Annotated in this window: 24 protein-coding genes, 3 tRNA genes and 1 pseudogene; 22 read left to right on the plus strand and 6 right to left on the minus strand. The window is 59.6% G+C overall.

The features are described from left to right. Positions 1 to 21 precede the first annotated feature (21 nt). Both QQK16_RS16060 and QQK16_RS16065 read right to left on the minus strand, forming a co-directional pair. On the minus strand, positions 22 to 888 hold the full coding sequence (locus QQK16_RS16060) for a substrate-binding periplasmic protein (RefSeq protein WP_284197491.1): 867 nt from the start codon (positions 886 to 888) through the stop codon (positions 22 to 24). Between the two features lie 11 nt (positions 889 to 899). Further along, positions 900 to 1,283, minus strand: coding sequence for a hypothetical protein (locus QQK16_RS16065; protein WP_284197492.1), 384 nt, complete (start codon positions 1,281 to 1,283; stop codon positions 900 to 902). Positions 1,284 to 1,608: 325 nt separating this feature from the next. On the opposite strand from QQK16_RS16065, the gene QQK16_RS16070 reads away from it, so the two are divergent. The 15 genes and pseudogenes from QQK16_RS16070 to QQK16_RS16135 all read left to right on the plus strand — a co-directional run bounded on the left by QQK16_RS16070 (position 1,609) and on the right by QQK16_RS16135 (position 16,869). Beyond that, the gene (locus QQK16_RS16070; protein WP_284197493.1) at positions 1,609 to 2,676 is read left to right on the plus strand and encodes a methyl-accepting chemotaxis protein; all 1,068 of its coding nucleotides are present in this window, start codon (positions 1,609 to 1,611) and stop codon (positions 2,674 to 2,676) included. A 109-nt stretch (positions 2,677 to 2,785) separates the two neighbouring features. Then, complete coding sequence (locus QQK16_RS16075; protein WP_284197494.1) at positions 2,786 to 3,148, plus strand: response regulator; 363 nt, start codon at positions 2,786 to 2,788, stop codon at positions 3,146 to 3,148. Between the two features lie 243 nt (positions 3,149 to 3,391). After that, positions 3,392 to 5,617 (plus strand): chemotaxis protein CheW, encoded by a 2,226-nt coding sequence (locus tag QQK16_RS16080; protein WP_284197495.1) that lies wholly within the window; start codon positions 3,392 to 3,394, stop codon positions 5,615 to 5,617. Positions 5,618 to 5,640: 23 nt separating this feature from the next. Beyond that, entirely contained in the window at positions 5,641 to 6,117 is a 477-nt protein-coding gene (locus QQK16_RS16085) for a chemotaxis protein CheW (protein WP_284197496.1), read from the plus strand. Positions 6,118 to 6,149: 32 nt separating this feature from the next. Next, positions 6,150 to 6,686 (plus strand): annotated as a pseudogene (locus tag QQK16_RS21575) (MCP four helix bundle domain-containing protein); the annotation flags it as partial. Between the two features lie 30 nt (positions 6,687 to 6,716). After that, positions 6,717 to 7,856: a methyl-accepting chemotaxis protein gene (locus tag QQK16_RS16090; RefSeq protein WP_439954243.1), complete on the plus strand. Its 1,140-nt coding sequence runs from the start codon at positions 6,717 to 6,719 to the stop codon at positions 7,854 to 7,856. Between the two features lie 40 nt (positions 7,857 to 7,896). Beyond that, positions 7,897 to 8,760, plus strand: a complete 864-nt coding sequence (locus QQK16_RS16095; RefSeq protein WP_284197498.1) for a CheR family methyltransferase — start codon at positions 7,897 to 7,899, stop codon at positions 8,758 to 8,760. Next, on the plus strand, positions 8,757 to 9,395 hold the full coding sequence (gene cheD / locus QQK16_RS16100) for a chemoreceptor glutamine deamidase CheD (protein WP_284197499.1): 639 nt from the start codon (positions 8,757 to 8,759) through the stop codon (positions 9,393 to 9,395). The genes QQK16_RS16095 and cheD overlap by 4 nt, the downstream gene beginning before the upstream one ends. Next, positions 9,392 to 10,447 carry a protein-glutamate methylesterase/protein-glutamine glutaminase gene (locus QQK16_RS16105; protein WP_284197500.1) on the plus strand — a complete coding sequence of 352 codons (1,056 nt, stop codon included), beginning with the start codon at positions 9,392 to 9,394 and terminating at the stop codon, positions 10,445 to 10,447. The genes cheD and QQK16_RS16105 overlap by 4 nt, the downstream gene beginning before the upstream one ends. A gap of 363 nt (positions 10,448 to 10,810) precedes the next feature. After that, positions 10,811 to 11,110, plus strand: a complete 300-nt coding sequence (locus QQK16_RS16110; RefSeq protein WP_284197501.1) for a hypothetical protein — start codon at positions 10,811 to 10,813, stop codon at positions 11,108 to 11,110. 42 nt (positions 11,111 to 11,152) lie between these two features. Continuing rightward, positions 11,153 to 12,709: a hypothetical protein gene (locus QQK16_RS16115; protein WP_284197502.1), complete on the plus strand. Its 1,557-nt coding sequence runs from the start codon at positions 11,153 to 11,155 to the stop codon at positions 12,707 to 12,709. A gap of 42 nt (positions 12,710 to 12,751) precedes the next feature. Beyond that, on the plus strand, positions 12,752 to 13,828 hold the full coding sequence (locus tag QQK16_RS16120; protein WP_284197503.1) for an aKG-HExxH-type peptide beta-hydroxylase: 1,077 nt from the start codon (positions 12,752 to 12,754) through the stop codon (positions 13,826 to 13,828). 223 nt (positions 13,829 to 14,051) lie between these two features. Beyond that, positions 14,052 to 15,251 (plus strand): SagB family peptide dehydrogenase, encoded by a 1,200-nt coding sequence (locus tag QQK16_RS16125; RefSeq protein WP_284197504.1) that lies wholly within the window; start codon positions 14,052 to 14,054, stop codon positions 15,249 to 15,251. Between the two features lies 1 nt (position 15,252). Then, positions 15,253 to 15,879: a JmjC domain-containing protein gene (locus QQK16_RS16130; protein ID WP_284197505.1), complete on the plus strand. Its 627-nt coding sequence runs from the start codon at positions 15,253 to 15,255 to the stop codon at positions 15,877 to 15,879. An 84-nt stretch (positions 15,880 to 15,963) separates the two neighbouring features. After that, the gene (locus QQK16_RS16135; protein ID WP_284197506.1) at positions 15,964 to 16,869 is read left to right on the plus strand and encodes a trypsin-like serine peptidase; all 906 of its coding nucleotides are present in this window, start codon (positions 15,964 to 15,966) and stop codon (positions 16,867 to 16,869) included. A gap of 3 nt (positions 16,870 to 16,872) precedes the next feature. Here the strand turns inward: QQK16_RS16135 and gspE are convergent, their stop codons facing one another. The 3 genes from gspE to QQK16_RS16150 are packed head-to-tail and all read right to left on the minus strand — an operon-like array spanning position 16,873 to position 21,325. Then, the gene (gene gspE / locus QQK16_RS16140; protein ID WP_284197507.1) at positions 16,873 to 18,345 is read right to left on the minus strand and encodes a type II secretion system ATPase GspE; all 1,473 of its coding nucleotides are present in this window, start codon (positions 18,343 to 18,345) and stop codon (positions 16,873 to 16,875) included. Then, positions 18,342 to 20,417 (minus strand): type II secretion system secretin GspD, encoded by a 2,076-nt coding sequence (gene gspD / locus QQK16_RS16145; protein WP_284197508.1) that lies wholly within the window; start codon positions 20,415 to 20,417, stop codon positions 18,342 to 18,344. The genes gspE and gspD overlap by 4 nt, the downstream gene beginning before the upstream one ends. Continuing rightward, positions 20,414 to 21,325, minus strand: a complete 912-nt coding sequence (locus tag QQK16_RS16150; RefSeq protein ID WP_284197509.1) for a type II secretion system protein N — start codon at positions 21,323 to 21,325, stop codon at positions 20,414 to 20,416. The genes gspD and QQK16_RS16150 overlap by 4 nt, the downstream gene beginning before the upstream one ends. A 174-nt stretch (positions 21,326 to 21,499) precedes the next feature. On the opposite strand from QQK16_RS16150, the gene QQK16_RS16155 reads away from it, so the two are divergent. From QQK16_RS16155 to QQK16_RS16165, 3 genes are all read left to right on the plus strand, one after another. Next, positions 21,500 to 21,576, plus strand: a tRNA-Asp gene (locus QQK16_RS16155). Between the two features lie 122 nt (positions 21,577 to 21,698). Continuing rightward, positions 21,699 to 21,773 (plus strand) — tRNA-Val (locus tag QQK16_RS16160). A gap of 34 nt (positions 21,774 to 21,807) precedes the next feature. Next, positions 21,808 to 21,884, plus strand: a tRNA-Asp gene (locus QQK16_RS16165). A gap of 71 nt (positions 21,885 to 21,955) precedes the next feature. On the opposite strand, the gene QQK16_RS16170 is transcribed toward QQK16_RS16165, so the two are convergent. Continuing rightward, the gene (locus QQK16_RS16170) at positions 21,956 to 22,810 is read right to left on the minus strand and encodes a DUF2306 domain-containing protein (RefSeq protein ID WP_284197510.1); all 855 of its coding nucleotides are present in this window, start codon (positions 22,808 to 22,810) and stop codon (positions 21,956 to 21,958) included. A 265-nt stretch (positions 22,811 to 23,075) separates the two neighbouring features. On the opposite strand from QQK16_RS16170, the gene QQK16_RS16175 reads away from it, so the two are divergent. The 4 genes from QQK16_RS16175 (at position 23,076) to QQK16_RS16190 (ending at position 26,772) form a co-directional block, all read left to right on the plus strand. Then, positions 23,076 to 23,987, plus strand: coding sequence for a LysR substrate-binding domain-containing protein (locus tag QQK16_RS16175; protein ID WP_284197511.1), 912 nt, complete (start codon positions 23,076 to 23,078; stop codon positions 23,985 to 23,987). Positions 23,988 to 24,062: 75 nt separating this feature from the next. Beyond that, a complete protein-coding gene (locus tag QQK16_RS16180) occupies positions 24,063 to 24,548 on the plus strand; it encodes a RidA family protein (RefSeq protein ID WP_284197512.1) in 486 nt (161 codons plus the stop codon). Further along, a complete protein-coding gene (locus tag QQK16_RS16185; RefSeq protein ID WP_284197513.1) occupies positions 24,545 to 24,805 on the plus strand; it encodes a hypothetical protein in 261 nt (86 codons plus the stop codon). The genes QQK16_RS16180 and QQK16_RS16185 overlap by 4 nt, the downstream gene beginning before the upstream one ends. A 101-nt stretch (positions 24,806 to 24,906) precedes the next feature. After that, entirely contained in the window at positions 24,907 to 26,772 is a 1,866-nt protein-coding gene (locus QQK16_RS16190) for a M3 family metallopeptidase (protein WP_284197514.1), read from the plus strand. Positions 26,773 to 26,794: the final 22 nt, after the last annotated feature.

Genomic DNA, 26,794 nt, shown 5'->3' on the forward strand with positions numbered 1-26,794 from the left:
CAAAGGATTACACCCACGCCCTCAGCGCGGTGTATCCAGCAACGCCGGTGTATCCGCCGACAATAACAGGCTACCCCCCACCTTTTCCCCCAGGTGGCGCGCCAGTATCCGCTGTATGGTGCCATCCTGGCGCATGGTCTTGAGGGCCGCCGCCACATTGGCAGCCTGTTCCGCATTGAAGTTCTTGCGCGACAACAGCAGGCAGACCGGGTAAACCGGTTCATCGGGCGCCCAATCCACCACCATCACCTGTTCATCCAGATAACGCTGGCCCAGCATGGCCTGATAGGTTGGCGGCGTCGAGATGATCGCGCCGACACGGCCCAGCCTGAACACCCTGTAAAGGCTATCCAGATCGGGCTCTTCCACCACTTTGCCACGAGCCCGGAACGACAACAGCAGGTTGTCGTAGGCAGCACCATAGACGCCACCGCGTACTACACCGATGCGTAGACGATCATCGGCCAGCGCATCCTGCATCTTCGCGGGAAAGCCCTGGTCGCGCCTGAACAGGATGTGGTTCTTGCCACGCAGATAGGGCAAAAGCCAAGCGTAGCGACCCCGCTCAGGGGTGCAGACCTTTTGCCCATTGATATCCACGCCACCACTCTCCACCTGCTTCAGCACCCGGGTAAGCGGCATCTGCATCTGTATGGTGGAGCACCCCACGCGACGGGCCAGCTCATTGATCAGGTCGTAATCCACCCCCCGTACAGAACCCGGGCGGGCGGGCTGGTCTCCTTCCGCATCAAGCCAGAACAGCGTGTAACCCAATCGCCAGGGGCGGGCACAATCCGTCGTGCTGGCCGCCATAGCTGGCGTAGCAGTCAATATCCACAAGGCAAGAATATTCAATATACCGGCCATGCAAGGCAAGCCGTAGCGCATGAATCCCACTTCTAGCTCACGGTGGGCTCAGACGGCCCTTCCACTTCCAGGCTCAGGCCCAATTCGGCGCAAACGGTATCAGGATCGCGCGTCGCAAATACCAAGGTCTGGCGCATATAACCCTGCCGCAAGTTGACCCCGATGGATTTGGTGATCTTGTCAAACCGCGCGGTATAGCCTTGATCGTCGGTATCGTTGTCATCCAGCAAGGTACCAGGTTTCTGATAGATCTTGCCGAACGACACGCGGCTGCAGGCCTCCACCGTATCGGCCCTCTTCACAATGGCCGGCAAATCCAGCTCCGCCACCTGCAGTGCCAGCACTGCCTGCCCATCCAGCTTGCGTCCTTTGCAAGACACGGTCAGATAGGGCTCCTTCTTTTTGAAACCAAACATGGTGTCCGCCTTTAATTCGGTACCGAACATATAGGGTGTGCTTATATTTCTAGTGTACGCCACGCTCACTGCTATGGCGTAGGTCATCCCCAAAGCAAGATTGCAAAAAAGTTCCATGGTCACCTTGCATTCCTGCAGTACGCCACGGATAAAGAAGCATACGCCCGAAATTAAAAGGGTGTCGGCTGCCTGGAGTACGGCATATCGAAACATCGCTTGCCTTTTCCACTGATACACAGCCTAAAAATTGTTTTTGAGAGGAGCGAGCTTGTTCCGTCCTGCGGTTTTCCTGGTTGCGCTCGTTTTGAGCGGCATACTGCTGGTCTTGTCCGCTCCTGCATGGTTGCTCCCCCTGCCCGCCCTGGCAGCATTGGCTGTGGCACTCTGGCGACCGACCCCACTAGCCTATGGCAGCCAAGTACTCCCCACACATGATGTGCAGCAACCTCCGGTGGTGGATACACGCCTGAACCAATCGCTGGACACACTACTAAGGCAACAAAGCCGTGCCGCCAGTGATGAAGTAAGCCAAGTGCAAAGCCTGCTGAATGACGCTATTTCCAGCCTTACCCGCAGCTTCACCGTCATCGCCGTCTCGGCGCGCCAGCAGCAGGATATTGCCCAGGGTAGTTTGGGTAGCGGCGCCGAAGCATTGATCAACGAAACAGGTGACACGCTAAGTACCGTGGGCAAAGTGATGGCGGAGAACAGCGCTACCGCCACCCAGTTGACTGACGAAATGATCGCCATGAGTGGCCGGGTCAACCAGATGATCGAGCAATTGGCGGGATTGGATGATATCGCCAAGAAGATACATTTCCTCTCGCTCAACGCCAGCATAGAGGCCGCCCGCGCAGGCGAAGCAGGCCGTGGCTTCGCCGTGGTGGCAGAGGAAGTCCACAAGTTGTCACAGCATACCCGCGATTTCAGTACACGCATCCGTGACCACATGGGCGGTGTGCGCTCCAGCATCGTCAGCATGGAATCTGCTGCCGGAGAACTGGCCAGTCGGCAGGGTGCAGAAACCGAACGGGTGCGCCATAACGTCGACAATACCTTGGTCGACCTGAAGAGACTGCATGACAATCAGGACCAGGCACTTGGCTCACTTCACGATATTGCCCGCACCACCGAGGGTGGTATTGCCGATGCCACCATGGCGCTGCAGTTCCAGGACATGGTGAACCAGCTGCTGGTCCATGCGCGGCGGCGGCTCGATGGTTTATTGGTGGCAGCCGACGCAGCAGCGGAGTGCCGCAGGGCCTTGCAGGCCGGTGGTGGCAACGAAGCGTTGGCGCGCTGTCAGGCCAAATTGGATGAAACCGTGGCTAGTTTGGCCCATAACCCGGTAGCACAAAACAACATCAGCCAAGGCGGCGTAGACCTGTTCTGAGTATCGGGATTTTCAGATGCTCATGGCTGTAGCAACGCATCTCAACCACATACCGCTGGTGTGCTAGCAGAGCCACCCCACTCGGTATTCGAGGAGCGAGCAGCAAATCATGAAGACCATATTGACTGTTGATGACTCCCCTTCCATCCGCCAGATGGTGAGCTTTACCCTCAAGAATGCTGGCTATGAGGTGATTGAAGCAGGCGACGGCAATGTCGGCCTCAACCAGGCCAAGTCCAATCCCTGCAACCTCATCATCACCGACCAGAACATGCCTGGCATGGACGGCCTCAGCATGATCAAGGCCCTGCGCAGCCTCCCCTCCTACAAGACCACACCCATCCTCATGCTAACCACCGAATCCAGCGACGCAATGAAGCAAGCTGGCCGCGCCGCAGGCGCGACAGGGTGGATAGTCAAACCATTCAACCCGCAGACCATGGTCGACGTGGTTAGAAAACTAATAGGCTAGGCTTGGCTGGTTGCCACCAAGTAGCCGTAGGACCACCAAATGATACTGCCACTGGCAAGGGTGCCAACGGCGTGCCAAGCACTATGACAACAGCCCAACATAGGGCTGAAGCGCATCTGGAGTAGCCAGCAAGGCCCTGTGTTGCATCGTGACCGGACTTGTACCGACTAGTCACTGTAAGGCCTGCAGGCAACTACCGGCAGATAGCCTGACAGCCTAAGCTGTCAGCCTTGGGGAGCAAGGATGGAAGTCGATCTCAGCAAGTTCTTTGGCGCCTTCTTTGAAGAAGCCGAAGAACACTTGGTCAGTTTCGAGTCGCTGCTAATGGGGCTGGACCTGAATGCGCCCGATAGCGAAGACCTTAACGCCATATTTCGAGCAGCGCATTCCATCAAAGGGGGAGCTGGTACCTTTGGTTTCAATGACATGGCTGCGCTCACCCACATCCTGGAAAACCTGCTCGACAGAGTCCGCAAGGGGCGCATGGCCATTACCCCAGAGATGGTGGACGTCTTTCTCCGCACCGGTGATGTACTGGCGTATATGGTAGCGGTACACCGCGATGGCGCGACACCAGATCCGGAAAGTATCGCCACGGTTCAAAGCGCGCTGGAAGCGCTGGAGCGCGCCGCTGGCGAGACACCACCAGACGCCCAAGAGGCGCACGCATACACCTCAACACGCGCAACATCGCCGAAAGACTGGCGTCTGAACCTACGCTTGGACCCCACCACCGATACCAGAGATCTGCTCGCATCAATAGCCAATCTAGGTGTCGTCACTGAACTCGCCCGTCAGCATGAGGGTGATCTCTTGCTGCTGCAATTGGCCATACGAAGCCTGGATTCCGATGAAGATCTGCGCGAATCACTGGCGTTTGTGCTGCCGTCTGACCGGTTCGAACTGCAAATTCCCCCCCCGGGATCCCCACCACCTGCCGCAGTGAGTGTCACCTCGCTCCCTACCAGCGCTGCCAGCGAAGGCAAGGACTTCGGTTTCTTTGACGATACACCTGCCCAAGCCACCGAAGCATTCGGATTCTTCGAGCCGCTGCCGTCGCAAGCCGATACCCCTGCCGGCATGGGCGACACCGACTATGGCTTCTTCGAACCCTTACCCAGCATCGCCCAAGATGCCCCCTCCGGCAGAGAAGGAGTCGACTACGGCTATCTCGATGCCGAGGCCGTCAAGCAAGCAGAAGCCGCGCGACTGGCCGAGCAAGCCGAAGCCCAGGCTGCAGCAGCAAAGGCCGGGGAGGCTAGCAAATTGGCAGAGTCCGCCCAGCATAACCGCCGTGCTGGCGACAAGGGCGAGGCCACCACCATACGGGTGGATGTGACCAAGGTGGATCAGTTGCTCAACTTCGTGGGCGAACTGGTCATCACCCAATCGATGCTGGCACAGAGTGCCTCAGGCCTGGACCCCTTACTACATACCCGACTGCTGGCTGGCATAGACCAACTGCAGCGCAATACCCGCGAACTGCAGGAATCGGTGATGTCCATCCGCATGATACCGATGTCCACCGTGTTCAGCCGCTTCCCCCGCGTGGTGCGCGATCTGGCCACCAAGCTGGGTAAGAAGGTAGAACTGCGTCTGGTAGGCGAGCAGACCGAACTTGATAAAGGCTTTGTAGAAAAGCTGGTGGACCCGCTCACCCACCTGGTACGCAACAGCCTGGACCATGGCATCGAATCAACCGAGACCCGCGTTGCCCGCGGCAAGCCAGAGACCGGCATGCTCACCCTGGCCGCTTTCCAGCAGGGTGGCAATGTAGTGATCGAGGTCCGCGATGATGGCGCCGGCCTGAACCGTGAACGCATCCTGGCCAAGGCCCGCGAAAACGGCTTGTCCTTGGCCGAAGGCATGACGGATCAGGATGTCTGGATGCTGATCTTCGAAGCAGGCTTTTCCACTGCCGCCGAGGTCACCGATGTTTCGGGCCGTGGCGTAGGCATGGACGTGGTACGCAAGAACATCCAGTCCATGGGCGGCAGCGTCGAGATTGAATCCATGGCTGGCTTCGGCTCCACCATGCGGATACGGCTGCCGCTGACCCTGGCCATTCTGGACGGCATGCTGGTGGGCAGTGGCGGTGAAACCTACATCCTGCCGCTCAATGCCATACGTCAGTCGCTACAACCCGTCGCCGAGCAGTGCCGCACCGTCAACGGCCGGGGACGGGTGGTGCAAGTACGCAATGACTACCTGCCACTGATTGCCCTGCACGAGGTGGTGGGCTGTACACCCAAATCCAGTGAGCCGACCGAAGGCATCGTTATGCTGATCGAATCAGGCAATCAGCAAATGGCACTGTGGGTAGATGAACTGCTGGGCCAGCAGCAGGTGGTGGTCAAGAATCTGGAAGCCAACTACCGCAGGGTTAAAGGCATGTCGGGCGCCACCATCCTGGGTGATGGCCGGGTGGCGTTGATCGTGGATGTCAGCGCACTGGCGCGCAAGGCCTAACAGCGACGCAGGAAGGAGCAGGCATGGAACACAACAGCAACAGCCGTGAACACCTGGTTTTCACCCTGGGGGAAGAGGAATACGCCATCGATATCCTCAAGGTGCAGGAGATACGCGGCTTTGAGCCCCCCACCCGCATTGCGAACGCGCCCCCTTTCATCCTGGGTGTGATCAACCTGCGTGGCGCCATCGTACCGATCACCGACCTGCGGGTGAAGTTCGCCATCGGCGAGCCCAGCTATGGCGAATTTACCGTGGTCATCATCCTCAACTTGGCGGGTCGGGTAGTGGGCGCCGTGGTCGACGGGGTCTCGGATGTGGTTGCCCTGACTGACAACATCGTGCAGGCCACCCCGGATTTTGGTGCTGCGGTAGACACCGCCTACATCGTGGGGCTGGCCCCCATGGACGAGCACATGCTGATCCTGGTCGATATCGAAAAACTGATGACTGGGCGAGAGATGGAATTAGTAGCGGATGCAGCAGCCAGCGCGGCTTAAGCAAGAAATCGTTAGCTAAGGGAGTGGGGAAAATGAAGAACTGGAAAATAGGTTTGCGGCTTGGCTTTGGCTTTGGCTTGATATTGATTCTGCTGATCGCCGTTGTTGCCATCAGCATCAACCGCATGAGCAATCTTGCCAACGACCTGGACGATATGGCCAATCGCCGAGCGGTGGTGGTCAAGCTTGCCAATGATCTGATTGCTGCCGTCAATGCCAGCACCATCGCCATGCGAGACGTCATTCTCTATACCGATGAGGCCGGCATGACACAGAGCCGGGCGGTGTACGCCAAATCGGTCTCCGACTTCAATGCCACCATAAAGAAGCTAGATGAGCTGACCTTCTCCGAGGGCGGAAAAAAACGCCTGGTCAGGCTGCATGAGCTCAGCACGCAAACCGAACCGATAGAGAAGGAAGTCTTGCGCCTAGGCGGTGAAAACAAGAATGCCGAAGCCACGGTCATGCTGCATGGTCCACTCAAAGCGGCACAGGATAAATTGGAAGCTGCCGTCTCCGAGTTCATCGAGTTCCAGATGGCAGCAGCAGCGGAAAAATACGACGAGGCCTACGCCAACTACCTGTTCGCCCGCAACCTGATGATCGCCGTGGCCGTCATTGCATTGCTGATAGGCATCGTGGCAGGTTGGATGATTACTGGCTCGGTAGTGCAGCCCATACGCCAGGCTGTGGCATTGGCCGAGGGTGTGGCCGCCGGTGACCTGACCCAGAAGATAGAAACCGATCGCAACGACGAAACCGGTCAGTTGATCAAGGCGCTACGTGCCATGAATGACGGTCTGCTGCAGATCGTGGGGGATATTCGCACCAGCGTGGAGACCATCAATACGGCCTCGCAGGAGATTGCCGCTGGCAATATCGACCTTTCCCAGCGTACCGAGGAGCAAGCCGCCAGCCTGGAAGAAACTGCCGCCAGCATGGAGGAACTGACCTCCACCGTAAAACAGAATGCCGAGAATGCCCGAGAAGCCAACCGCCTGGCCGAAGGCGCCAGCGGGATTGCCCAAAAGGGTGGCGAGGCCGTGGGCCAAGTGGTCACCACCATGGCCGAGATCAATGAATCGTCCAAGAAGATCGTGGACATCATCGGCGTCATCGACGGCATTGCCTTCCAGACCAATATCCTGGCCCTGAATGCCGCAGTCGAGGCCGCCCGCGCAGGCGAGCAGGGCCGTGGCTTTGCCGTTGTGGCAGGCGAGGTGCGCAGCCTGGCGCAGCGCTCGGCAGCCGCAGCCAAAGAGATCAAATCCTTGATCGGCGACTCGGTGGAGCGCGTGACCGTGGGTACCGCCCAGGTGGATCGCGCCGGCATTACCATGGAAGAAGTGGTTGGCAGCATACGCAAGGTTACCGGCATCATGGGGGACATCTCCAATGCCTCGGCCGAGCAGAGTTCCGGCATCGAGCAGGTCAACACGGCCGTGACTCAAATGGACGAAGTGACCCAGCAGAACGCCGCGCTAGTGGAAGAAGCCGCCGCCGCCGCCGGCTCGCTGCAAGACCAGGCGCGCCTGCTGATGGAAGCCGTCAACCGCTTCAAGCTGGACGATGTACGCAGCGTACGCAGCAGCCCTGCCCCACGCCATGTTGCCAACCGTCCAGCAAACAAGGCTGTGGGTCACAAACCAATCGCCAAATCGGCTCACCCCGCCGTCGCCAAGGCAGCCCAACCGGTGGCAGCGGGAAAGCAGGACGACGAGGATTGGTCGGAGTTCTGATTGTCCAGCCAGAACGGCATGACACAAGTGGGGAGCCGCAATGAAGGGTAATGCGCCCGGCTCACCCCGCTTGCTCCATGCCCAACGCGACTTCGCCTACACCGGGAGCGACTTCCAGTTGGCCCGTGAGATGATACGTGAGCGGGCAGGTTTGGTACTGGCCGAGTGCAAACAGCACATGGTCTACAACCGCCTTTCCAAGCGCGTACGAGCGCTAGGCCTATCCAGCATCAATTCCTACCTTACCCTCCTGTGCGAGGACGCCACCCACCCCGAATGGGAAGACTTTACCAGCGCACTCACCACCCATCTGACAGCGTTCTACCGCGAACCCCATCATTTCGAAATGCTAAGCGATCTACTACATACGCGAGGTCGTGAACCCAGTCGCATATGGTGCGCAGCAGCATCTACCGGTGAAGAGCCCTATACCATCGCCATGACCGTCGCCGAGGTCTACGGCCGCTTCGATACTCCTGTGGAAATCGTCGCAAGCGACATCGACATCCGTGCATTGGCCCATGCCGAGCAGGGTATTTATTCGATAGAGCGAGTCACAAAGATGCCGCAGGAGCGGATACGGCAGTTTTTCCAGCGCGGAACCGGCAAGCGCCACGGCTACGCCAGAGTCTGTGCCGACCTCATGCGCATGGTCAGCTTCATGCCCTGCAACCTGCTGGACTCCCGCTGGCCCATCTCCGGACAATTTGACTTCATCTTCTGTCGCAACGTGCTGATCTACTTCAAGCGCGAAGACCAGTACACCCTGACCGCCAGGCTGGTCAGCCAGCTCAAACCCCAGGGCGTATTGTTTCTGGGTCACTCGGAAAATCCCCAAGGCAGTGGACTGATACTGGAGACAGTGGGCAAGACGGCCTACCGTGCCAAAGGGCCGCGGCCATGAACGAGCGCAGGCAAGAAAAAGCGGCCCCCAATCGCTATTACGACAAACACTTTGAACGCGAGGCCGCCAAGATATTACCGGGCGAGTACTACGCCACTGGCCGTGGAACCTTACTGGTCACCGTATTGGGTTCCTGCATTGCCGTCTGTCTGCGTGACCGCATCAACGGCATTGCCGGCCTCAACCACTTCATGCTACCCGATGGCCGTGGCGATACCGCCCACCCGCTAATAGGCCTACCCACCCGCTACGGCGCTTACGCCATGGAAGCCCTATTGAATGACATGCTCAAACTAGGGGCAGAACGGCGCTATGTGGAAGCCAAGGTGTTTGGCGGCGGCGATGTATTGCATGGCATGGGTGCCATCAACATAGGCAAGCGCAATGCCGCATTCATCCAGCACTACCTACATGACGAAGGTATACCTATCGTGGCGGAAGATCTGCTGGGACAGCAGCCACGCAAAGTCTATTTCTTCAGCGACAGTGGCAAGGTTCGGGTGAAGCGAATTACCGTGCTGCACAACGACACCATCCTTCAGCGTGAGCTGGATTACCGAGCCCATTTGCAACGCGACAATATCGAAGGCTCGGTGGAGTTGTTTGTGCCCCATGCACCGGAGAAGCAGCGATGAAAAAAACATTACGCGTGGTTGTGGTGGATGACTCCCCGCTCATGCGCAAGCTGCTGACCAGCATCATCAATGCCGAGCCCGATATGGAGGTCGTCGGCGCGGCACCAGACCCGCTGGCTGCACGCGAGCTGATCCGCACACTCTCACCCGACGCCATCACCCTCGATATCGAAATGCCCAGGATGAACGGGCTGGATTTCCTCGACAAACTGATGCGGCTCAAACCCACACCGGTCATCATGATCTCCACACTAACCGGTGCCGGCTCTGACACCGCTTTGCGTGCCATGGAGCTGGGTGCCGTCGATTGCGTGGCCAAACCGCGCGACCTGCAGCGGGGCCTGCGCGAGGCTGGCGAAGAGATAGTCGAAAAGCTCCGCATGGCGGCCGGCGCACGCCTAAGCTTGCGCCAGCCCAGGGCCACAAACCTTTCCGTGGCCAAGCCCGCGCCTGCCATCGCTGGCGTCAGCAGCAATATCATGCACACCCGGCTAGTCGCCATCGGCGCCTCTACCGGTGGTACCCAAGCCTTGCAGACCGTGCTTTTGGGCTTGCCAGCCGAGATGCCACCCATCGTCGTGGTGCAGCATATGCCCCCCGCCTTTACCCAGCCATTCGCCAACCGCCTCAACGGTATCTGCGCCCTCACCATCAAGGAAGCGGAACATGGCGAGCGCCTGCGCCCCGGCCATGTCTATATCGCGCCAGGTGACTACCACCTTGCATTGGAACGTGAAACCGGCCATCTCTGCTGTAGACTGCTGGCCACCGAGCGGGTCAACCGGCATAGACCGGCGGTAGATGTGCTGTTTCATTCCATCGCCCAACTGAGCGCCAAGCGTACCGTGGGCGTCATCCTCACCGGCATGGGTGCCGACGGCGCCCAGGGTATGCTGGCAATGAAGCAGGCAGGGGCCTACAACCTGGCACAGGATGAAGACAGTTGCGTGGTGTTTGGCATGCCCAAGGAAGCGGTACGCGCAGGTGCAGTGGACGAAGTGTTACCGCTGGAGGCCATCGCGGCAGGCATCTTGCGCCAATTGCGGGAGTAAATAGTACCAACGATTGAAATCGCCACATTTCCGGCAGCCCGCACTGGTTCATCCACCCCTTACATATCAGTCACATAGCGAACATACACCGCTCATCCTCGCACTGATTCAGCGCCAACCCCATGCTCCAGCAAGCTGTCTGCCGGTGCGTTTTCCGACCCTAAGTCAGGAAACCGCCACCCCTTCATCAGTATGGATGATGCGTCAGCGGCAAGAGGTTGCTAGTCTGAGGCATCCACAGCAGAGACAAGTTGGTTCGGCCCTGATCGCGCATGCAAGACATGAAGCGGGCAGTATGCTTCGTTCCCTTGCACAGCGCGTCAGCCGTACAGTCAAGAGACTGTGGCATTAGGAGGATGCGCAATGGATGCAAGCGCCACGATTCAGGTGCTGGTTCGGGTATTGCTGGACCGTCCATATGCCGAGCTTTTTCTGCAGTCGCCGCGCACCGCCGCCGAGTCTATCGGACTCCCTTTGTCAGAGGACGACCTAGCAGTCCTCACATCATTACCTGATGACAAGCTGATCAGCATCGCCGAGTTTTTTGGGCGACACCTTCGTGTCGACGCCATCAAACGACAACAAGGCGACATCAGGGAGCATGCATTGACGGGCACAACAGCAAAGCAGCATGAGTCGCAGGCAGCACACGCGCGGCTCTAGGAACTGCTTTTATCTCTGAACCACCCCAATCGGGAGGATGAAATGCAGAAATTGCTCGAAGTTCTTGAGGCCTTGACCGCCTCATCTCAGCCCGGCGGCGCACAGAAGCTACAGGACTTGGCCGCCATCCTTGATCAGCAGCAACAGCAAGGAGGTATGCGCAAGTTACAGGATCTTGCCGCCATCCTCGATCAACAACAGCAACAGGGCTCACGCAAACTACAGGACCTGGCCGCCATACTCGACCAGCAGCAGCAACAGGGTTCCCGCAAGCTGCAAGACTTGGCGGCTTTGCTTGATCAGCAACAGCAGCAAAAGGGTATAGGCAAACTACAGGATCTCGCCGCCATCCTCGATCAACAGCAGCAGCAAGGTGGCATGCGCAAACTGCAGGATCTCGCCGCCATCCTCGATCAACAGCAGCAGCAAGGCGGCATGCGCAAGCTACAGGATCTCGCTGCCATCCTCGACCAACAACAACAGCAAGGTGGCATGCGCAAGCTACAGGATCTCGCTGCCATCCTTGACCAACAACAGCAACAAGGCGGTACGCGCAAGCTGGAAGACCTGGCCGCCATACTCGATCAGCAACAGCAACAAGGCACACGCAAGCTCCAAGATCTGGCGGCATTGCTTGATCAGCAACAACAGCAGAAAGGTCTGGGCAGACTGAAAGACCTTGCTGCCATCCTCGATCAGCAGCAGCAACAGGGATCACGCAAATTGCAAGACCTGGCCGCCTTGCTTGATCAACAGCAACAACAGAAGGGACTAGGCAAGCTACAGGATCTCGCCGCCATACTAGACCAACAGCAACAGCAGGGCTCCCGCAAGCTACAGGATCTGGCCGCCATTCTCGATCAGCAACAACAGCAAGGCGGCATGCGCAAGTTGCAGGACCTGGCCGCCATCCTGGATCAGCAGCAGCAACAAGGTGGCATGCGCAAGCTGCAAGACCTCGCAGCAATACTCGACCAGCAACAACAACAGGGCGCACGAAAGCTGGAGGACCTTGCCGCCATCCTCGATCAACAGCAGCAACAAGGCACCCGCAAGCTACAGGATCTCGCCGCCCTGCTCGACCAGCAGCAACAGCAGAAAGGCCTGGGCAAGCTGCAAGACCTGGCCGCCATCCTCGATCAACAGCAGCAACAAGGCACCCGCAAGCTGCAGGATCTCGCCGCCCTGCTCGATCAACAGCAACAGCAGAAAGGCCTGGGCAAGCTGCAGGACCTGGCCGCCATCCTCGATCAGCAACAACAACAAGGCTCCCGCAAGCTGCAGGATCTCGCCGCCCTGCTCGATCAACAGCAACAGCAGAAAGGCCTGGGCAAGCTGCAGGACCTGGCCGCCATCCTCGATCAGCAACAACAGCAAGGCTCCCGCAAGCTACAGGATCTCGCGGCCTTGCTCGACCAACAGCAACAGCAGAAGGGCATGGGCAAACTGCAGGACCTGGCCGCCATCCTCGATCAGCAGCAGCAGCAAGGGGGTCTGCGTAAGCTACAGGATCTTGCGGCGTTACTTGACCAGCAACAGCAACAGGGTGGCATGGACAGCCTCAAAAACCTGGCGGCGATCCTGGGCAAGCAGCAGTAGCAGACTTCGCCAACACCCGATTCTCATCGTGAGGGTTTCGCCATGAGCACAGAAAACATGCCGGTTTGGCAATCCACTTTTCAGCCCGATGCGAGTCGGGCAGCGTTCGCCGCGATGCGGGAAGAGCACTTCAAGCAGCGCATCGCATTGAGCCTGGAAACCTTGGGCGAGTGCGAACGTATCTGCCGTTCGGCAGGGCTACCGACAGTTGATCGCGAATTGATGGAAAAACTGCAGGAAGACACCGCCTTCGCTGCCAGCATCTTCGATGACCCGGTATTTGCCACCTGGCTGCGCTTCCTGCACCGGGCCGCGGCAAACGGCCGAGATCAGGAGGTGCTGCAGCACTGCGAGAACCTGCCTGGCCTGCTACTAAGGGTGCAGCAACAAGTGAGTGGGCAAGGAGAACGATATGTGCGCGGCAGCAGCATCCGCCTACAGCAATACGATATCGATCCCTATATCAAGGCAGCCACCCCGCCCACCTATGACTTCTCTCAAAGCAGCCAAGACGAACTGGCTGCCGGGCACCCGCTGGGCATGCAGGCAGACTTGCTGGGCATAGCGCTGGAGCAGATAGGACGTGCCTGGCCAGAACTCAAGGAGCAGGTGCTGGATTTGGTCAAGATCATCGGCTACTTCCCCGATGCATCGTTCCGAAGTTGCTCGGCAGCACGCTACTCCGGCGTGGTGTATCTCGGCAACATGGATGAATCGGTCCTGGATATCGAAGAGTCCGTGGTGCACGAAACAGGCCATCAGGTGCTGTATCGGCTTGCCGAACTCACGCCACTGACCAAGCCGGACACGCCGTTGGAGGCCAATTACGTTTTGCCCTGGTCAGGCTCCCAACGCGACTTGTTCGGCTTTCTGCACGCCTTCTACATCTATGCCTTGCTGGCGAAGTATTACTGGCGACGGGGGCTGGAGGACCCCACTAGCGTCCAGGAGTGCCATCAGCGTTCGATGCTGATACTGCTGGGCTGCATGCTGGCCCTGCCCATGCTGGCATCAGAAGAACAGCTGACCGAGCAGGGCAAGTTGCTGGTCCAGGCGCTGGGCAACGACATGGCAGCACTGCGGGAGCAGGTTTTTGGTGTGTATCGCAAGGTGCAATAACGATTGCCTGGCCGGCTTGACGGGCTAGGTTCCTTCCATCCCTGCAGGGGTTTGGGAGCGACGCTCATGCGGAATATGGCCGTCGCTCCCTGCCGTCCTTGTCGGGCAGTGCACCGTTTTGATGGCAGTGCGTAGTCCGCTGGCATGGTCTGTATCCCGCAGCACTGCCGGTAAACGCCTTCCACTCACAAGCACATGACACGCTTATACGCTGGAGGCCAAGATGCCAGAACAAGCAGACTTATCCGAAACGCCAGCCAGCCCTGCGGTATGGCAGGCCGAACCCACTGACTTGCGCTTCTCCGATGAATTCGTCGTTGCCATGGACGGTGACCATATCGTGGTGAGCAACGCCAGGACCGGTGCCTACAGGCGATACACCAAGCGAGCCGAGCCTGTATTGAACCAATTGATCCACTGGACCCACCTGCAAGACCTACTGCAATTCGACTTCGGCTTGGAGGATGAGGCAGAGCGCATGTCCGCCTTGCTCGACATCATGAACGGGTTGCTGGACATCGGCGTACTGATGACACAAAAGGTGGACTGGAGTGCCGCCCGCTTGGCCGAGCCCGGCGGTGGCTGGAAAGCGGCGATGCGCTACATCAATGACACGCGGACACGGCGGGACACCATCTATGCGGTTCCTGCCGAATTCTATGAGGCGTTGGCGCAGAAAGCCGTACTTTACCGCCAGCCCTCTGCCTTCTATGAGCGGGTAGATGCCCCCTTCCAGCCACTACCGGCACCACGCCGGGATGAGAGCGAGGGTACGGCTTCGTTTACCAGCGTGATGCTCAAGCGACGCACGGCAAGGCGATACGCATCCGCACCGATTTCCGAAGTTGAGCTTTCCACCCTGCTGTACTTCAGCTGGGGTATGACTGACTTCGAACCCAACCCGCTCGGCGATGTGTTCGTCCGCAAGACCTCCCCCAGCGGTGGCTCCCTACATCCCATCGAGGTCTACCCCATCGTTCTTAATGTGGAGGGCGTTCCGCCGGGCTGCTACCACTACTCGGTACGGCGGCATGGCCTGGAAGTGCTATCGCAGGACAACCCCGCCAGCTGGATCATCGAGGCCTGCGGCGATCAGGCCTGGGTCGCAGAGGCCAGCGTGATCTTCCTTTGCACCGCCTTCCTCCCCAGAACAGCCTGGAAATACGATTACTCCCGGGTGGCGCGCGCCGTCATGTATGAAGTGGGCTATACCGGACAATCGGCCTTCCTGACCGCGACCTGGCTCGGCCTGGGTGCTTTCACCACGGCAGCACTCAGGGACGAGATCTTCGAGGAGATGCTGGGCCTGAACCCCGCTAAGGAACCGGTACTATCCGTTACCGGCGTAGGCCAGCTGGAGCCGGACATTGCCATCCATGCCCGGCCCAGAGCAGAAAACCCCATCGGCGTGGAGGGGTCGTGACGTGGACTCCGCCGCCGATACCGAGCTGAATGCTTGCGTCTCACTGGGCGCCCTTACCGGTACCGATCCCAAGGTGCTGAGCCCAAAGGTGGATGAGGCCATGCACCAGGGACTGAGTGCCAGCCCCTGCAAAATCCTGCTTTCATCGCAGCATGGCGAGCATCAGGAGCTATTGCTGCCCGATGGCAACCCAGGGCTGGGGCTTCAAGGTACCCGTTGCTACATGAACCTTGAATCCGTGGTGCCCGAACTGACCACCCTACTAAAACCAGCCGGACTGCCAGCCTTCACGGTAGATCGCGTCAACGCCTATGTCTCACAGCCCGGTACCGGGTCACCCACCCACTTTGACACGCGTACCGTCGTCATCGTCCAGTTGGTGGGCCGTAAATTGTGGATGGTGTCCAAAACACCTGCCATTGCGAACCCGCACCGCAATTGCGTCGCCGACCCAGCTCGTAACTGGGTGGACTACGACGGCACCAGGCTCACCGTGCCGGATGACTTCATTTTCGTGCTGCTCAAACCCGGCGATTGGCTGCTGATTCAAAAAGCCGCCTGGCATGCCACCTACTCGAGCTCAGGCTCCATCTCCGCCACGCTGGCCGCGCCGGCCGAGGTGGACTGATGCCCACCCCTTGCCGCCCAGCTGTCGCCCTACCGTCAGTTGCCCAACCACCGCCAGCCCTACGGCGAACCGAGGTATTAGATCATGGACTACGAAACCGCAGCATTGGGTGCCACGATGCGCTGCGTGGCCCGGAAACAGGTGCGCCAAAGCCGCCTATGGGGACTGAGCGAATTGCTGTCTGGGGGTGAGCCTGACCCTAGTTTCATCGAATCCATTCCACGCCAACAGGAGCGTGCCCGTCTGTTGGAACGCTACGATCTGGCACCCGGCCTGGGTGTGGACAACAATGCCAGCAGAAAGCTGTTCGAAGCCATCATCGGCTCAGACGATATGCTACCGCGGCGATTTCTTGCGCAAGGCGAGACCGCAGCTCGTGCCGTTGGCCGCATCGTGGTCAGCATGCCCGGTAGCGGTGAGCGATACGGAACAGGTGCCCTGGTAGGCAGCCATCTGGTAATGACCAATAACCATGTACTGGATTCCAGCGCCGTCGCCAGCAATGCCGCGATAGAACTGGGTTTCTTCGAGGGCGCTCCGCAGGCCGCCAGTACCGAATGGCAGTCGTTCAGGCTACGGCCTGACTTCTTTTTCTATACTAGCGAAACCCTGGATTTCACCCTGGTAGGGGTTGAGGGAGAAAGCGCTACCCGCACCACAGCCGACTATGGCTACCTGCCCCTGCTTGCCGCCAGTGGCAAGGCGCTGATCGGCGAACACGTCAATATCGTACAGCACGCCGGTGGCCGCCCGCAGACCATCAGTATTCGAGAAAACGCGGTGGTCGATGTGTTCGACCAGTGGTTGCACTACACCACCGATACCGCACCGGGCTCATCAGGCGCCCCTGTTTTCAATGACGAATGGCAACTGGTCGCCCTGCACCATGCCGCGGTACCGGTTGATTCAGCAGGCGCTGGGCAGCTGGTGGTAAACGAGGGAATACGGATCAGCGCCATCTGGCAGGATCTACAGGCGGCGTTTGCTTGAGGCTTACCCTTCCCGCGTCACCCGCAGCACTTCCTCCAGCGTAGTCTTGCCGGCCAGCACATGGGTAATCCCGTCCAGTCTCAGGCTGCTCATACCCAGGGTACTGGCGTGCTCGCGTATACGGGCTTCGCTGGCGCCATCATGTATCAAGTGGCGTATCTCATCGTCCACCGTCAACAGCTCGTACACCCCGGCACGGCCTTTGTAGCCCAGGTAGTTGCAATGCTCGCAACCGACAGCGTGGTACAGCGCTTGTGGCGTGGTGATACCCAGCACAGCCATCTCGGCGTCGTCAGGCGTATAGGGCTGTTTGCAGGATGGGCACAGTTGCCGGTACAGGCGCTGTGCCAGTACCCCGATCAGCGACGAAGCCAGCAGGAAGGGTTCGATACCCATATCCACCATACGGGTCACCGCGCCGGGTGCATCGTTGGTGTGGATGGTAGCCAGCACCAGGTGGCCGGTCAGCGAGGCCTGTACGGCAATCTGCGCGGTTTCCAGGTCACGGATTTCGCCTATCATGATCACGTCCGGGTCCTGCCGCAGAATGGCACGCAGGGCGCGGGAGAAACTCATCTCGATACGGGCATTTACCTGGGTCTGGCCTACACCGTCCAGGTCATACTCGATCGGGTCCTCCACCGTCATGATATTGGTGGAAGATGCATCCATCGCCGCCAGTGCGGCATACAGCGTGGTGGTCTTGCCCGAACCAGTAGGGCCGGTCACCAACACAATGCCGTGTGGTTCGGCAATCAACTTGTGCATGATATCCAGCGTACGCCCGGCCATACCCAGCTTTTCCAGGTCAAGCCGGCCAGCCGACTTATCCAGCAAACGCAGCACAGCCCGCTCACCGTGGCCGGTCGGCAGGGTCGATACCCGCACATCCACCGGCCGACCTGCAATCCGTAAGGTAATGCGGCCATCCTGAGGCAGACGCTTCTCGGATATATCGAGATTGGCCATCACCTTGATACGGGAGACGATGGCAGCATGCAGCTGACGCTTGGGCTCGATCACATCCTTGAGCTTGCCATCGATTCGGAAGCGCACCACCGAACGGGTCTCGAACGGTTCGATATGAATATCGGACGCCCCTTCGCGCAAGGCCTCAGTCAGCAAGGCATTGATCAGACGAATGATGGGGGCGTCGTCTTCGGTTTCCAGCAGGTCTTCGATGGCCGGGAGATCCTGCGCCAGACGGCTCAGGTCCAGATCGGCAGCGACATCCTCGGCCACATCCGCCGAGTGGCTGTCCTGACGCGAAAACAGCTGCGCCAGCTTGGCATCGAATGCGCCGCTGTCCAGCATCTCCACTTTCACGGCACGGCCCAGCAGGCGTCGCAATTCCATCAGGCCGCTGGTATCGGCGCCTTCGCGCATCAATACCTCGACCATGCCTTCGTGCTCGGCAATGTCTACCACACCACGGTTACGGGCAAAGCCATAGTTGGCCAGGCGGCGGTAGTTCATGGCTGGGCAGGCTCAGCGGCGGTTGGCTTGGGCTGCCGCACATCCAGCACCGGCAGCGATACCGTAGGCAGGTCGGGCAACATCAGACGGCTGTCCTGCTGATAGGCACCTTGTGCCTCTTGCAGCATCTGGTAGCGGTCATTGCTGAGTGCAGCGGCACTCTTGCCGTCACGCAAAATGACGGGACGCAGGAACACCATCAGGTTGGTCCGCTTGCTTTCGCGGCCCTCGTAGCGGAACAAACTGCCCAGCAGCGGGATATCCCCCAGCAGCGGCACTTTGTTGTTCTTCTGCTTCAGGTTGTTCTCTATCAGCCCACCCAGCACGATCACCTGGCCATCATCCACTAGCACCTTGGAGTCTATCGTGCGCTTCTTGGTCACAAAACCGGTGCCGGAGGTCGAAATACCGTCATCGATACTGGAGACCTCCTGCGAGACTTCCAGGGTAATGGCCCCGCCCTCGGATACCTGTGGCCGTATCTTCAGCTGTATACCCACATCCTTGCGTTCCACCGTGGTGAACGGGTTTTGATTGGCGCCGGTGGAGGACTGCGTCCCGGTAATGATGGGGATATTCTGGCCCACCAGTATCTTGGCTTCTTCGTTGTCCAGCGTCAGCAGATTGGGCATGGACAGCACATTGCCGTCGCCATTGGCCTCGATCGCCGTGGCGATCATGCCAAGGGTCGGTGTTTTGCCGGTGCCATCCAGGCTGCCATTGACCAGGCCCAACGACAGGCCCAGCGGCAAATTGGCGTAGCCAGTCTTGCTGCCAACGGCGGTAGCGATGGCACCCAGGGTATTCGATGCCTTGTCGGTACCCAGATTGCCCAGGCCTATGGCGTTGACCTTGCTGCCACCACCACCGACCAGCCATTGCACACCGAATTCGCCCGCTTTGGTCACCGAGACTTCGGCAATCATGGCCTCGACATAGACCTGCGCACGGCGCGCATCGAGCTTGTCGATCACCGCACGGATGTTATTGAAGATGTTGTCGGGCGCAGTCACGATCAGCGCATTGGTGGTGGGGTCAGCCTGTATGGCCACCCCCGGCGAAACCTGTCCACCACCACTGGCCGCCCCCCCACCCGTACTGGCCTGAGGTGCCGCGCTGGGCACACCGGTAGCCGACCCGCCGCTGGCAACACTGGTAAAACCGCTCGGTGCCTGCTGCGGCACATCGCCGCCAGTCAGGATGGCCTTGAGCGTCGCGGCCAGCTTGGTGGCATTGGCATTCTTCAGGTACACCACATGGATATTGCCACCGGCGGCGCTCTGCACATCCAGGCCATCGACAATGCGCTTGATCTGCGCCAGGTGAGCCGGATTATCGCCACGCACGATCAGGGCGTTGGCGCGTGTATCCGCCACCACCGTGGTTTTCTTCACACCTTCGAGCTGCGCGCCGGGTATCGCAACCGCAGCCACGCCCGCCACACTGGTCTCCGGCATCAAGCGGCCTATCATCTGCGCCACATCCAGCGCTGATGCGTACTTAAGCTGCAGGGTGACCAGGTCATTACCGGCAGGCTGGTCGATATTGGCGATAATCTGATTCAGGCGCTTGATGTTATCGGCGTAGTCGGTAATCACCAGCACGTTGGACGCGGTATAGGCGGCAATCGAGTTATTGGGTGTCACTAAGGGCCGCAGTATGGGTACCAGCTGGGCAGCAGATTCATGCTTGAGCGGATAAATCTGGGTGATGATGCGGTCACCGCTCACATTCATCTTCTGGTTGATGGTGATGCCATAGTTCTGCTTGGCATCGGCCTCAGGCACGATGCGAACTGCACCAGGGGTCTCAACCACGGCAAAGCCTTGCAGACGCAGGGCCGAGAGCAGTATCTCGTAGACTTCCTTCTGCCGCACCGGGCTGGAGGAAACGATATTCACGGTGCCCTTCACCCGTGGGTCCAGCACGAAGTTCTTGCCCGTGATCAGGCCAACAGCCTTCACGGTCGATTCGATATCCGAATTCACGAAATTGAGCATCACCCTGTCATCGGCCGCCATGACTTGCGTAGCCAGCATTAGGGCGAGGGCAACTGTCTTGATTTTCTTCATGAGGAGGGGAGGCTCTCGATACGGAAGCGCAGGCTCATATGGGTGCCATTGCGCAGGATGTCGACGGTGATATTGGGGGCGCGACTAAAAGCGCCATAAAGCGCCGAGATGTCGCCAGTACGATTAAGCGGTGCGCCATTTACCGCCTGTATTACATCGCCGCTCTGCAGGCCCAATGGGCCGGCCAGTGGCTGTGCTGCGGCATCTTCCACAGCGATACCATTACCGTTAGGGGCATCGGCCAGGCCACGGGCCCAGTCGGCCACGTTCAGGCTCTGCATGCCAGACATCAAGGCCTGACGGCTCAGGATGCGCTCATCGCCGCCACGGATTTCGCCATTGGGCGGCAGCGCACGCATGGGCGGCGCTTCAGAAATAAGGTTGCCGTCCATCTGTGGCGGTGGCGCATCGGCAGGCAACACGCCGCTGGCCGCCGGCTTGGCGTCCAGATCCATGCGTTCCAGCCGGCCACGGTTATCCAGCACCACATGGTCGGTGAACACTTCCTTCAAGCGTATGCCGCCTTCCAGCTCATCACCCAGCCGCACAGCCAGTGCGGGCATGCCAGGACGCTCGAACACCGCAGCAGCCGGATCGGCATTTGCAATCACACCGCGCAACTTCATATTGAGGGTGGAAGGCTGAATATCGCCGGTATTGTTGCTGGGGCCGGCAAACAGGCCATTCAAGGCCGATGTATCCAGCGTGGGCGCCTGCGCAACAACTGTGGCGGGCGCCGCCACAGGCGGCAAAGGACGGGGCGAAAGCACCAGCCAGATCAGGCCAGCCAATAGCCAGGCCACGACCAGCAGCAGGGCCGCATTGATACAGCGGTAGAACCAAGGCGTAGCGGGTAGAGAGACAATCATCCGGGCAGGCTGGAAACGGTTCTGAAACAGGTTGCGCACTATATACAGCGTGCGGGAGCCGGCATTTATATCAGCAAGCCCGGCCAGCCGCCATCGCAGCGTCATCTTGTTGCAGGAGTGTTGACACACCCCGAATCACCGTGCTTTAATCCGCCCCCTCGCTGCACGGCACAGCCCGCAACGAGACAGCAGCAGAACAGCAGTCGTAGTTTAGGAGTGGTAGTTCAGTTGGTTAGAATACCGGCCTGTCACGCCGGGGGTCGCGGGTTCGAGTCCCGTCCACTCCGCCAACTTATTCAGGGTTATTGCAAGGCAGTTTCGCAGTAACCCGGTCAAACAGCGAAAGACTTGACGCGGTTTGATCAGGCGTGATTCAATGCGCGCCTTTCCGAAATCGGGAACAACAGATTTCGGGCGGTTAGCTCAGGGGTAGAGCACTGCCTTCACACGGCAGGGGTCACTGGTTCGATCCCAGTATCGCCCACCAAGTCAGTGTTGATAGCCACAAGGCTTGATACATAGGAGTGGTAGTTCAGTTGGTTAGAATACCGGCCTGTCACGCCGGGGGTCGCGGGTTCGAGTCCCGTCCACTCCGCCAACAATGCAAAAGCCCAGTCGCAAGACTGGGCTTTTTGCTTTTCCACGCCTGCGCCACCGCCACTGACCGCTTCAGCGCATCCAGGGTAGCCACATGGCCATGGCCGCGACGGCAATACCCACCAGCATGGCCAAACTCATCACAGCCAACAGCCCAGCAACCACCCAGCGCCCTCTGGCTTTGGCGCGGGACTGCGCGTAGAAAACCGCCTCCAGCACGGCCAAGGGCAGGAGGTAGTTGGCAAAAGCCAGTACATCGAGAGTCGGCCCGGTGCCCGTTTCCGGGTCGAAACCAACCGGGCCACCACTGGCTATCACCCAGAACATCAGTGCCACCCTGAAGAACCAAACCCCGCTCACCACCATGAACAAGCGCAATGCCCAGCGCCGATGAGCCTCGATATTGCGTCGCCACCCCTCGCGCCAAGCCTGGGCGGCAAAGAACAAGATCAGGCAGGCATTGAGTGTCAATCCCAGATGCAAGGGGAGCGCACCGGCCCTGCCCTGCACCCAGATCAGGTAGAGCCCCGCCCCCGCAACCACCAATGCCGCCAGGACATAGATGCGACCATTCCAGCGGTGCAAGGCTGGCAAACGGCGCCGCAGCCAGGGCAGCAGCTGCAGCAATCCACCGGCAATCACCACGGCCGCCAGCATCACATGCAAGCCCATCATCACATTCGACAAGGTGTCGCCAGGCACATAGCCACGGGGCACCACCTTATTCCAGACTTCGAACTGTCCCCGCAGGGCATTCCCCACATAGAACAGCAGCAGATAGGCCACAAACAGCAACTGCCCCAGCAGCACAGTGCCGTAACAGGCACGTACAGACCAATCCAGGGCACGCCGCGACAGCGTGTCCGCCCGCCGCCCCAAGGCCAGGTGCTGCTCGACAGGTACCGTAACGGATGCTTCCAGGGTCATGATGCACTCCCGCAGGGGTCAAGATAGCCAGTACTATCGAACCCCAGCTGCGTGAAATACAGATGCATGGGACAGAGCGCAGAAAGCGTGAACTGAAATGCAGCAAGCGCCGATACACCGCAGCCTGCCTGCGAATTGGCGCTGCTGCTTGAAAGCCCATGATCCACCAAGGTCGCCCCGTACCTGAACCCACAGCCATTTTTGCAGCCATGGCTTGCCAGCACCAAGCTTTGCCCACACATGCCTCTACCGCCACAATGACGGCATGCCCAAGCGCCAACTTCCCTCTTTGCATGGCCTACGTGCCTTCGAGTCCGCCGGCCGCCACCTCAGCTTCAGCCTGGCAGCCCTTGAATTGTCGGTCAGCCAGAGTGCCATCAGCCACCATATCAGGCAGCTTGAGGACGAGCTGGGTACACCATTGTTTGTACGGCGCACCCGCGCCATCGCCCTGACACCGGCAGGCACGGTGCTGCTGGCCCATGCCAGCCAGGCCCTGGATCTGCTGGCCGCCGGATCCCGAGCCGCGCGGGAAACCCAGCGATGCCAGCTGCGCGTCAGCCTGCTGCCCTCATTTGCAGCCCATTGGCTGGTGCCACGCCTGCCACGCTTTCAGGCAGCACATCCTGATATAGAAATTATGCTCGACCCGGCCCTGGTGAAAGCCGAGGTAGGCCCAGGCGGCGTCGATCTAGCCATACGCTATGGCCAAGGAGACTGGCCCGGCAGCGAAGTGCAACTGCTGCTGAGGGAACAGCTGACGCCCGTCTGCAGCCCTGCCTACCGCGCCACTCTGCCAACGGTGCTTCATCCGGCAGACCTCGCGCCCTGCCCCAGGCTGACCTCTCGCACCCGTCCGCCATCAGAGTGGGACAGCTGGGCCAGCTTGACCGGCACTATGCTGCATGGCCCGCTGCATATGCTGACCGACTACAACATCGTGCTGCAGGCCACGCTCAACAGCCAGGGCATTGCCATGGGCCGCCTAGCCATGCTGGCCGATATTCTGGCCAGCGGCCAACTGGTGCCGTTGATGCCCGACATCGTGGCACGCGGCGAGATCGCCTATTGGTTGCTCACCCACGGCAAGCGATCACCTGCATTAACCGTGTTCTGCGACTGGCTGCTGGCAGAGGCACAGCAGACGACGCAACGCATGAGCCAGATAGATACATAAGCCGCAAACTACGCGTTTGTCTGCCTACCACGCCACACCTAGCATGGCGCCTGTCATTCACACAGGAACACCACCATGCCCAACCTTGCACAACGCCTGGCCGTGCTGGGCCTGAACCCACCGCCGCCCACCCATCCCTCATCCGAGCACTATGTATCTGCTGTACAGAGCGGCAACCTGCTGTTTGTCTCCGGCCAACTGCCCAAATGGGGTGATGCCCGCTTTTTGGGCCGCCTGGGCGAACAGTTCAATCTGGCCGAGGGCCAGCAGGCTGCCGAACTGAGCGCCCTCAATGTACTGCAACAGCTGGATCAGGCTTTACAGGGCCGGCTGGAAAGGGTCAGCCGCATCGTCAAGCTCACGATCTTTGTTGCTGCCACAGCCGATTTCACGCAGCACAGTCAGGTCGGCAACAGCGCCTCGGCCCTGATGGTCGCCCTGTTCGGCGAGGCCGGCCAACACGCCCGGACCACCGTAGGCGTCGCGAGCCTGCCACGCGGCGCGGCCGTGGAGATAGAAGCCATCGTCGAACTGCACCCCACCACCGGACAGACATCATGACCTTCATCCATCTCAAGGTACGTGCTGCCATGCTGGTACATGGCTACGATAGCCAGCAGCAGGAAATCGTCGAGCATGCCGCAGCCGCCGAGTTTGCCGAAAAACTCATACGCATCGAGCGCATCCAGTCGATTACCGAACGCTATCTGCTGGTCACCGGCGCATTCGGGCGGATGATGTACTGGGAGTACGCGGAGGATTTTGCAACAGTCAAACAACGGCTGGGTGCGGCTGGGCTACTGCTGGATGCCGATTGAGTTCGCGCTACGTGTCTACGCCGTGGAATGAGGCTATCCTTGCTTTGAACAGGCTCTTACCCACAAGGTAGCCCCCTCTACACCAGACCGAGATCCCAGCAGTGGAAAACGCCCGTAAATTCTTTGATCAACTGAACCGCGACTACCTGAACGTCCACAAGACAAAGGAAGACCTGTTCTGGACGACCTATATGGCCACCAGCGATGATCACGCCGGTTTCGCCCAGGCTGAAATGGCCTACAAGTCGTTTATCTCCGACCCTGCCAGGCTGCTCGCCACCCGCCAGCACCTAGCCGCCGTCGGGCAGGCACCGGCAAGCGCAGCGCGCGACGCCCTGCTGCATGGGCTCCAAGGCTGGGTTGCCCTGTTCGAGAGCAATATCGTCGACAACGACCAGGCGCGGGAACTGATGCAGCAATTGGTGGAAGCTGAATCCACTCTGTTCAGCCGGCGCAAGGCGCTGGTGCTCAAGCACATCAACGAACAGGGCATGGAAGAAGAAGCCACCCTGTCCTCGCTGGCGACCAATATGTCGCTCAACCCGGTCGAAGCGCGCCGCCAGTCTTCGTTTGCCGCTTTCCGGGGCCTGGAAGAATGGGTATTGGCCAACGGCTTTCTCGACATCGTCAAGTTGCGCAATCGCTTTGCCCAGGCACTGGGCTACCGCAACTACTTCGACTACAAGGTCCGCAAGAACGAACAGATGTCCAGCGAGACCCTGTTCAACATACTGGACGACTTTGTAGCCCGCACCGAAGACGCCAATGCGCGCGCGCTGGTCGAACTGAAGGCGGCCAAGGGTGAAACCGCCCTCGCCCCATGGAACCTGCGCTTTCACATGAGCGGCGATGTCGTCAGGCAGATGGATCCCTACTTGCCCTTCGGCCGTGGCCTGCTGCGCTGGGTGGAGAGCTTCCGCCGGCTCGGCATACGCTACCGTGGCGCCACCCTGCAGCTGGATCTGCTGGATCGCAAGGGCAAGTACCAGAATGGTTTTTGCCATGGCCCCATCCCCACTTATTACAACGAGCAGGGACAGTGGGTGGCCGGCCAGATCAACTTTACCGCCGAGGCCAAGCCCGACCAGGTAGGTAGCGGCTGGCGCGCACTCAACACCTTGTTCCATGAAGGCGGCCACGCGGCGCACTTTGCCAATGTGGCACAGAATTCCCCCTGCTTCTCGCAGGAGTTCGCCCCCACTTCCATGGCCTATGCCGAAACCCAGTCCATGTTCTGCGACAGCCTGCTGGATGACGCAGACTGGCTCAAGCGCTATGCCCGCAATGCAGCGGGCGAAGCCATGCCAGATGCCCTGATCCACGCCCGCATCGAATGCAATCAGCCCTTCCGCGCCTTCAGTGAGCGCAGTATCGCTGTGGTTTCATACTTCGAATCGGCGCTATACCAGTTAGACGATGCCAGCCTGACTGCAGACACCGTGCTGGCACTGGCCCGCAGCACAGAACAACGCATTCTGGGCGTGGAAGGCCCTCGCCCGCTGCTGGCCATCCCCCATCTGCTCAACCAGGAGTCTGCCGCAGCCTATCACGGCTACCTGCTGGCCAATATGGCGGTCTACCAGACACGCGCCTACTTCCTGAACCGCTACGGCTACCTGACCGACAACCCTGCCATCGGCCCCCTGCTGACCCAGCACTACTGGGTGCCGGGCAACAGCATCAACCACAACGCCACCCTGCTCAGCCTCACCGGCGAGGGCTTCTCGGCACGCTATCTTGCGGATGACTGCAATATGACAGTTGCGGAAGCCTGGACTCAGGCCCAGGCCACCATGGCCGCCGCGGCAGAACGTCAGTACCCCCAGGACTACCCCGACAATCTCGAGGCCCATATCCGCATCGTGCATGGCGCCGAGGTACTGGCCGACAGCACCGAGTCCGAAGCGGCCATGTGCCAGCAGTTCGAGCGTTGGGTGGGCGAGCACTACGCCGCGCCAGTGCACTAACGGTAACGCAATCAGCGCTTGA

Origin of the sequence: Chitinimonas prasina, from assembly GCF_030160395.1 — a bacterium.
Classification (GTDB): Bacteria; Pseudomonadota; Gammaproteobacteria; order Burkholderiales; family Chitinimonadaceae; genus Chitinimonas; species Chitinimonas prasina.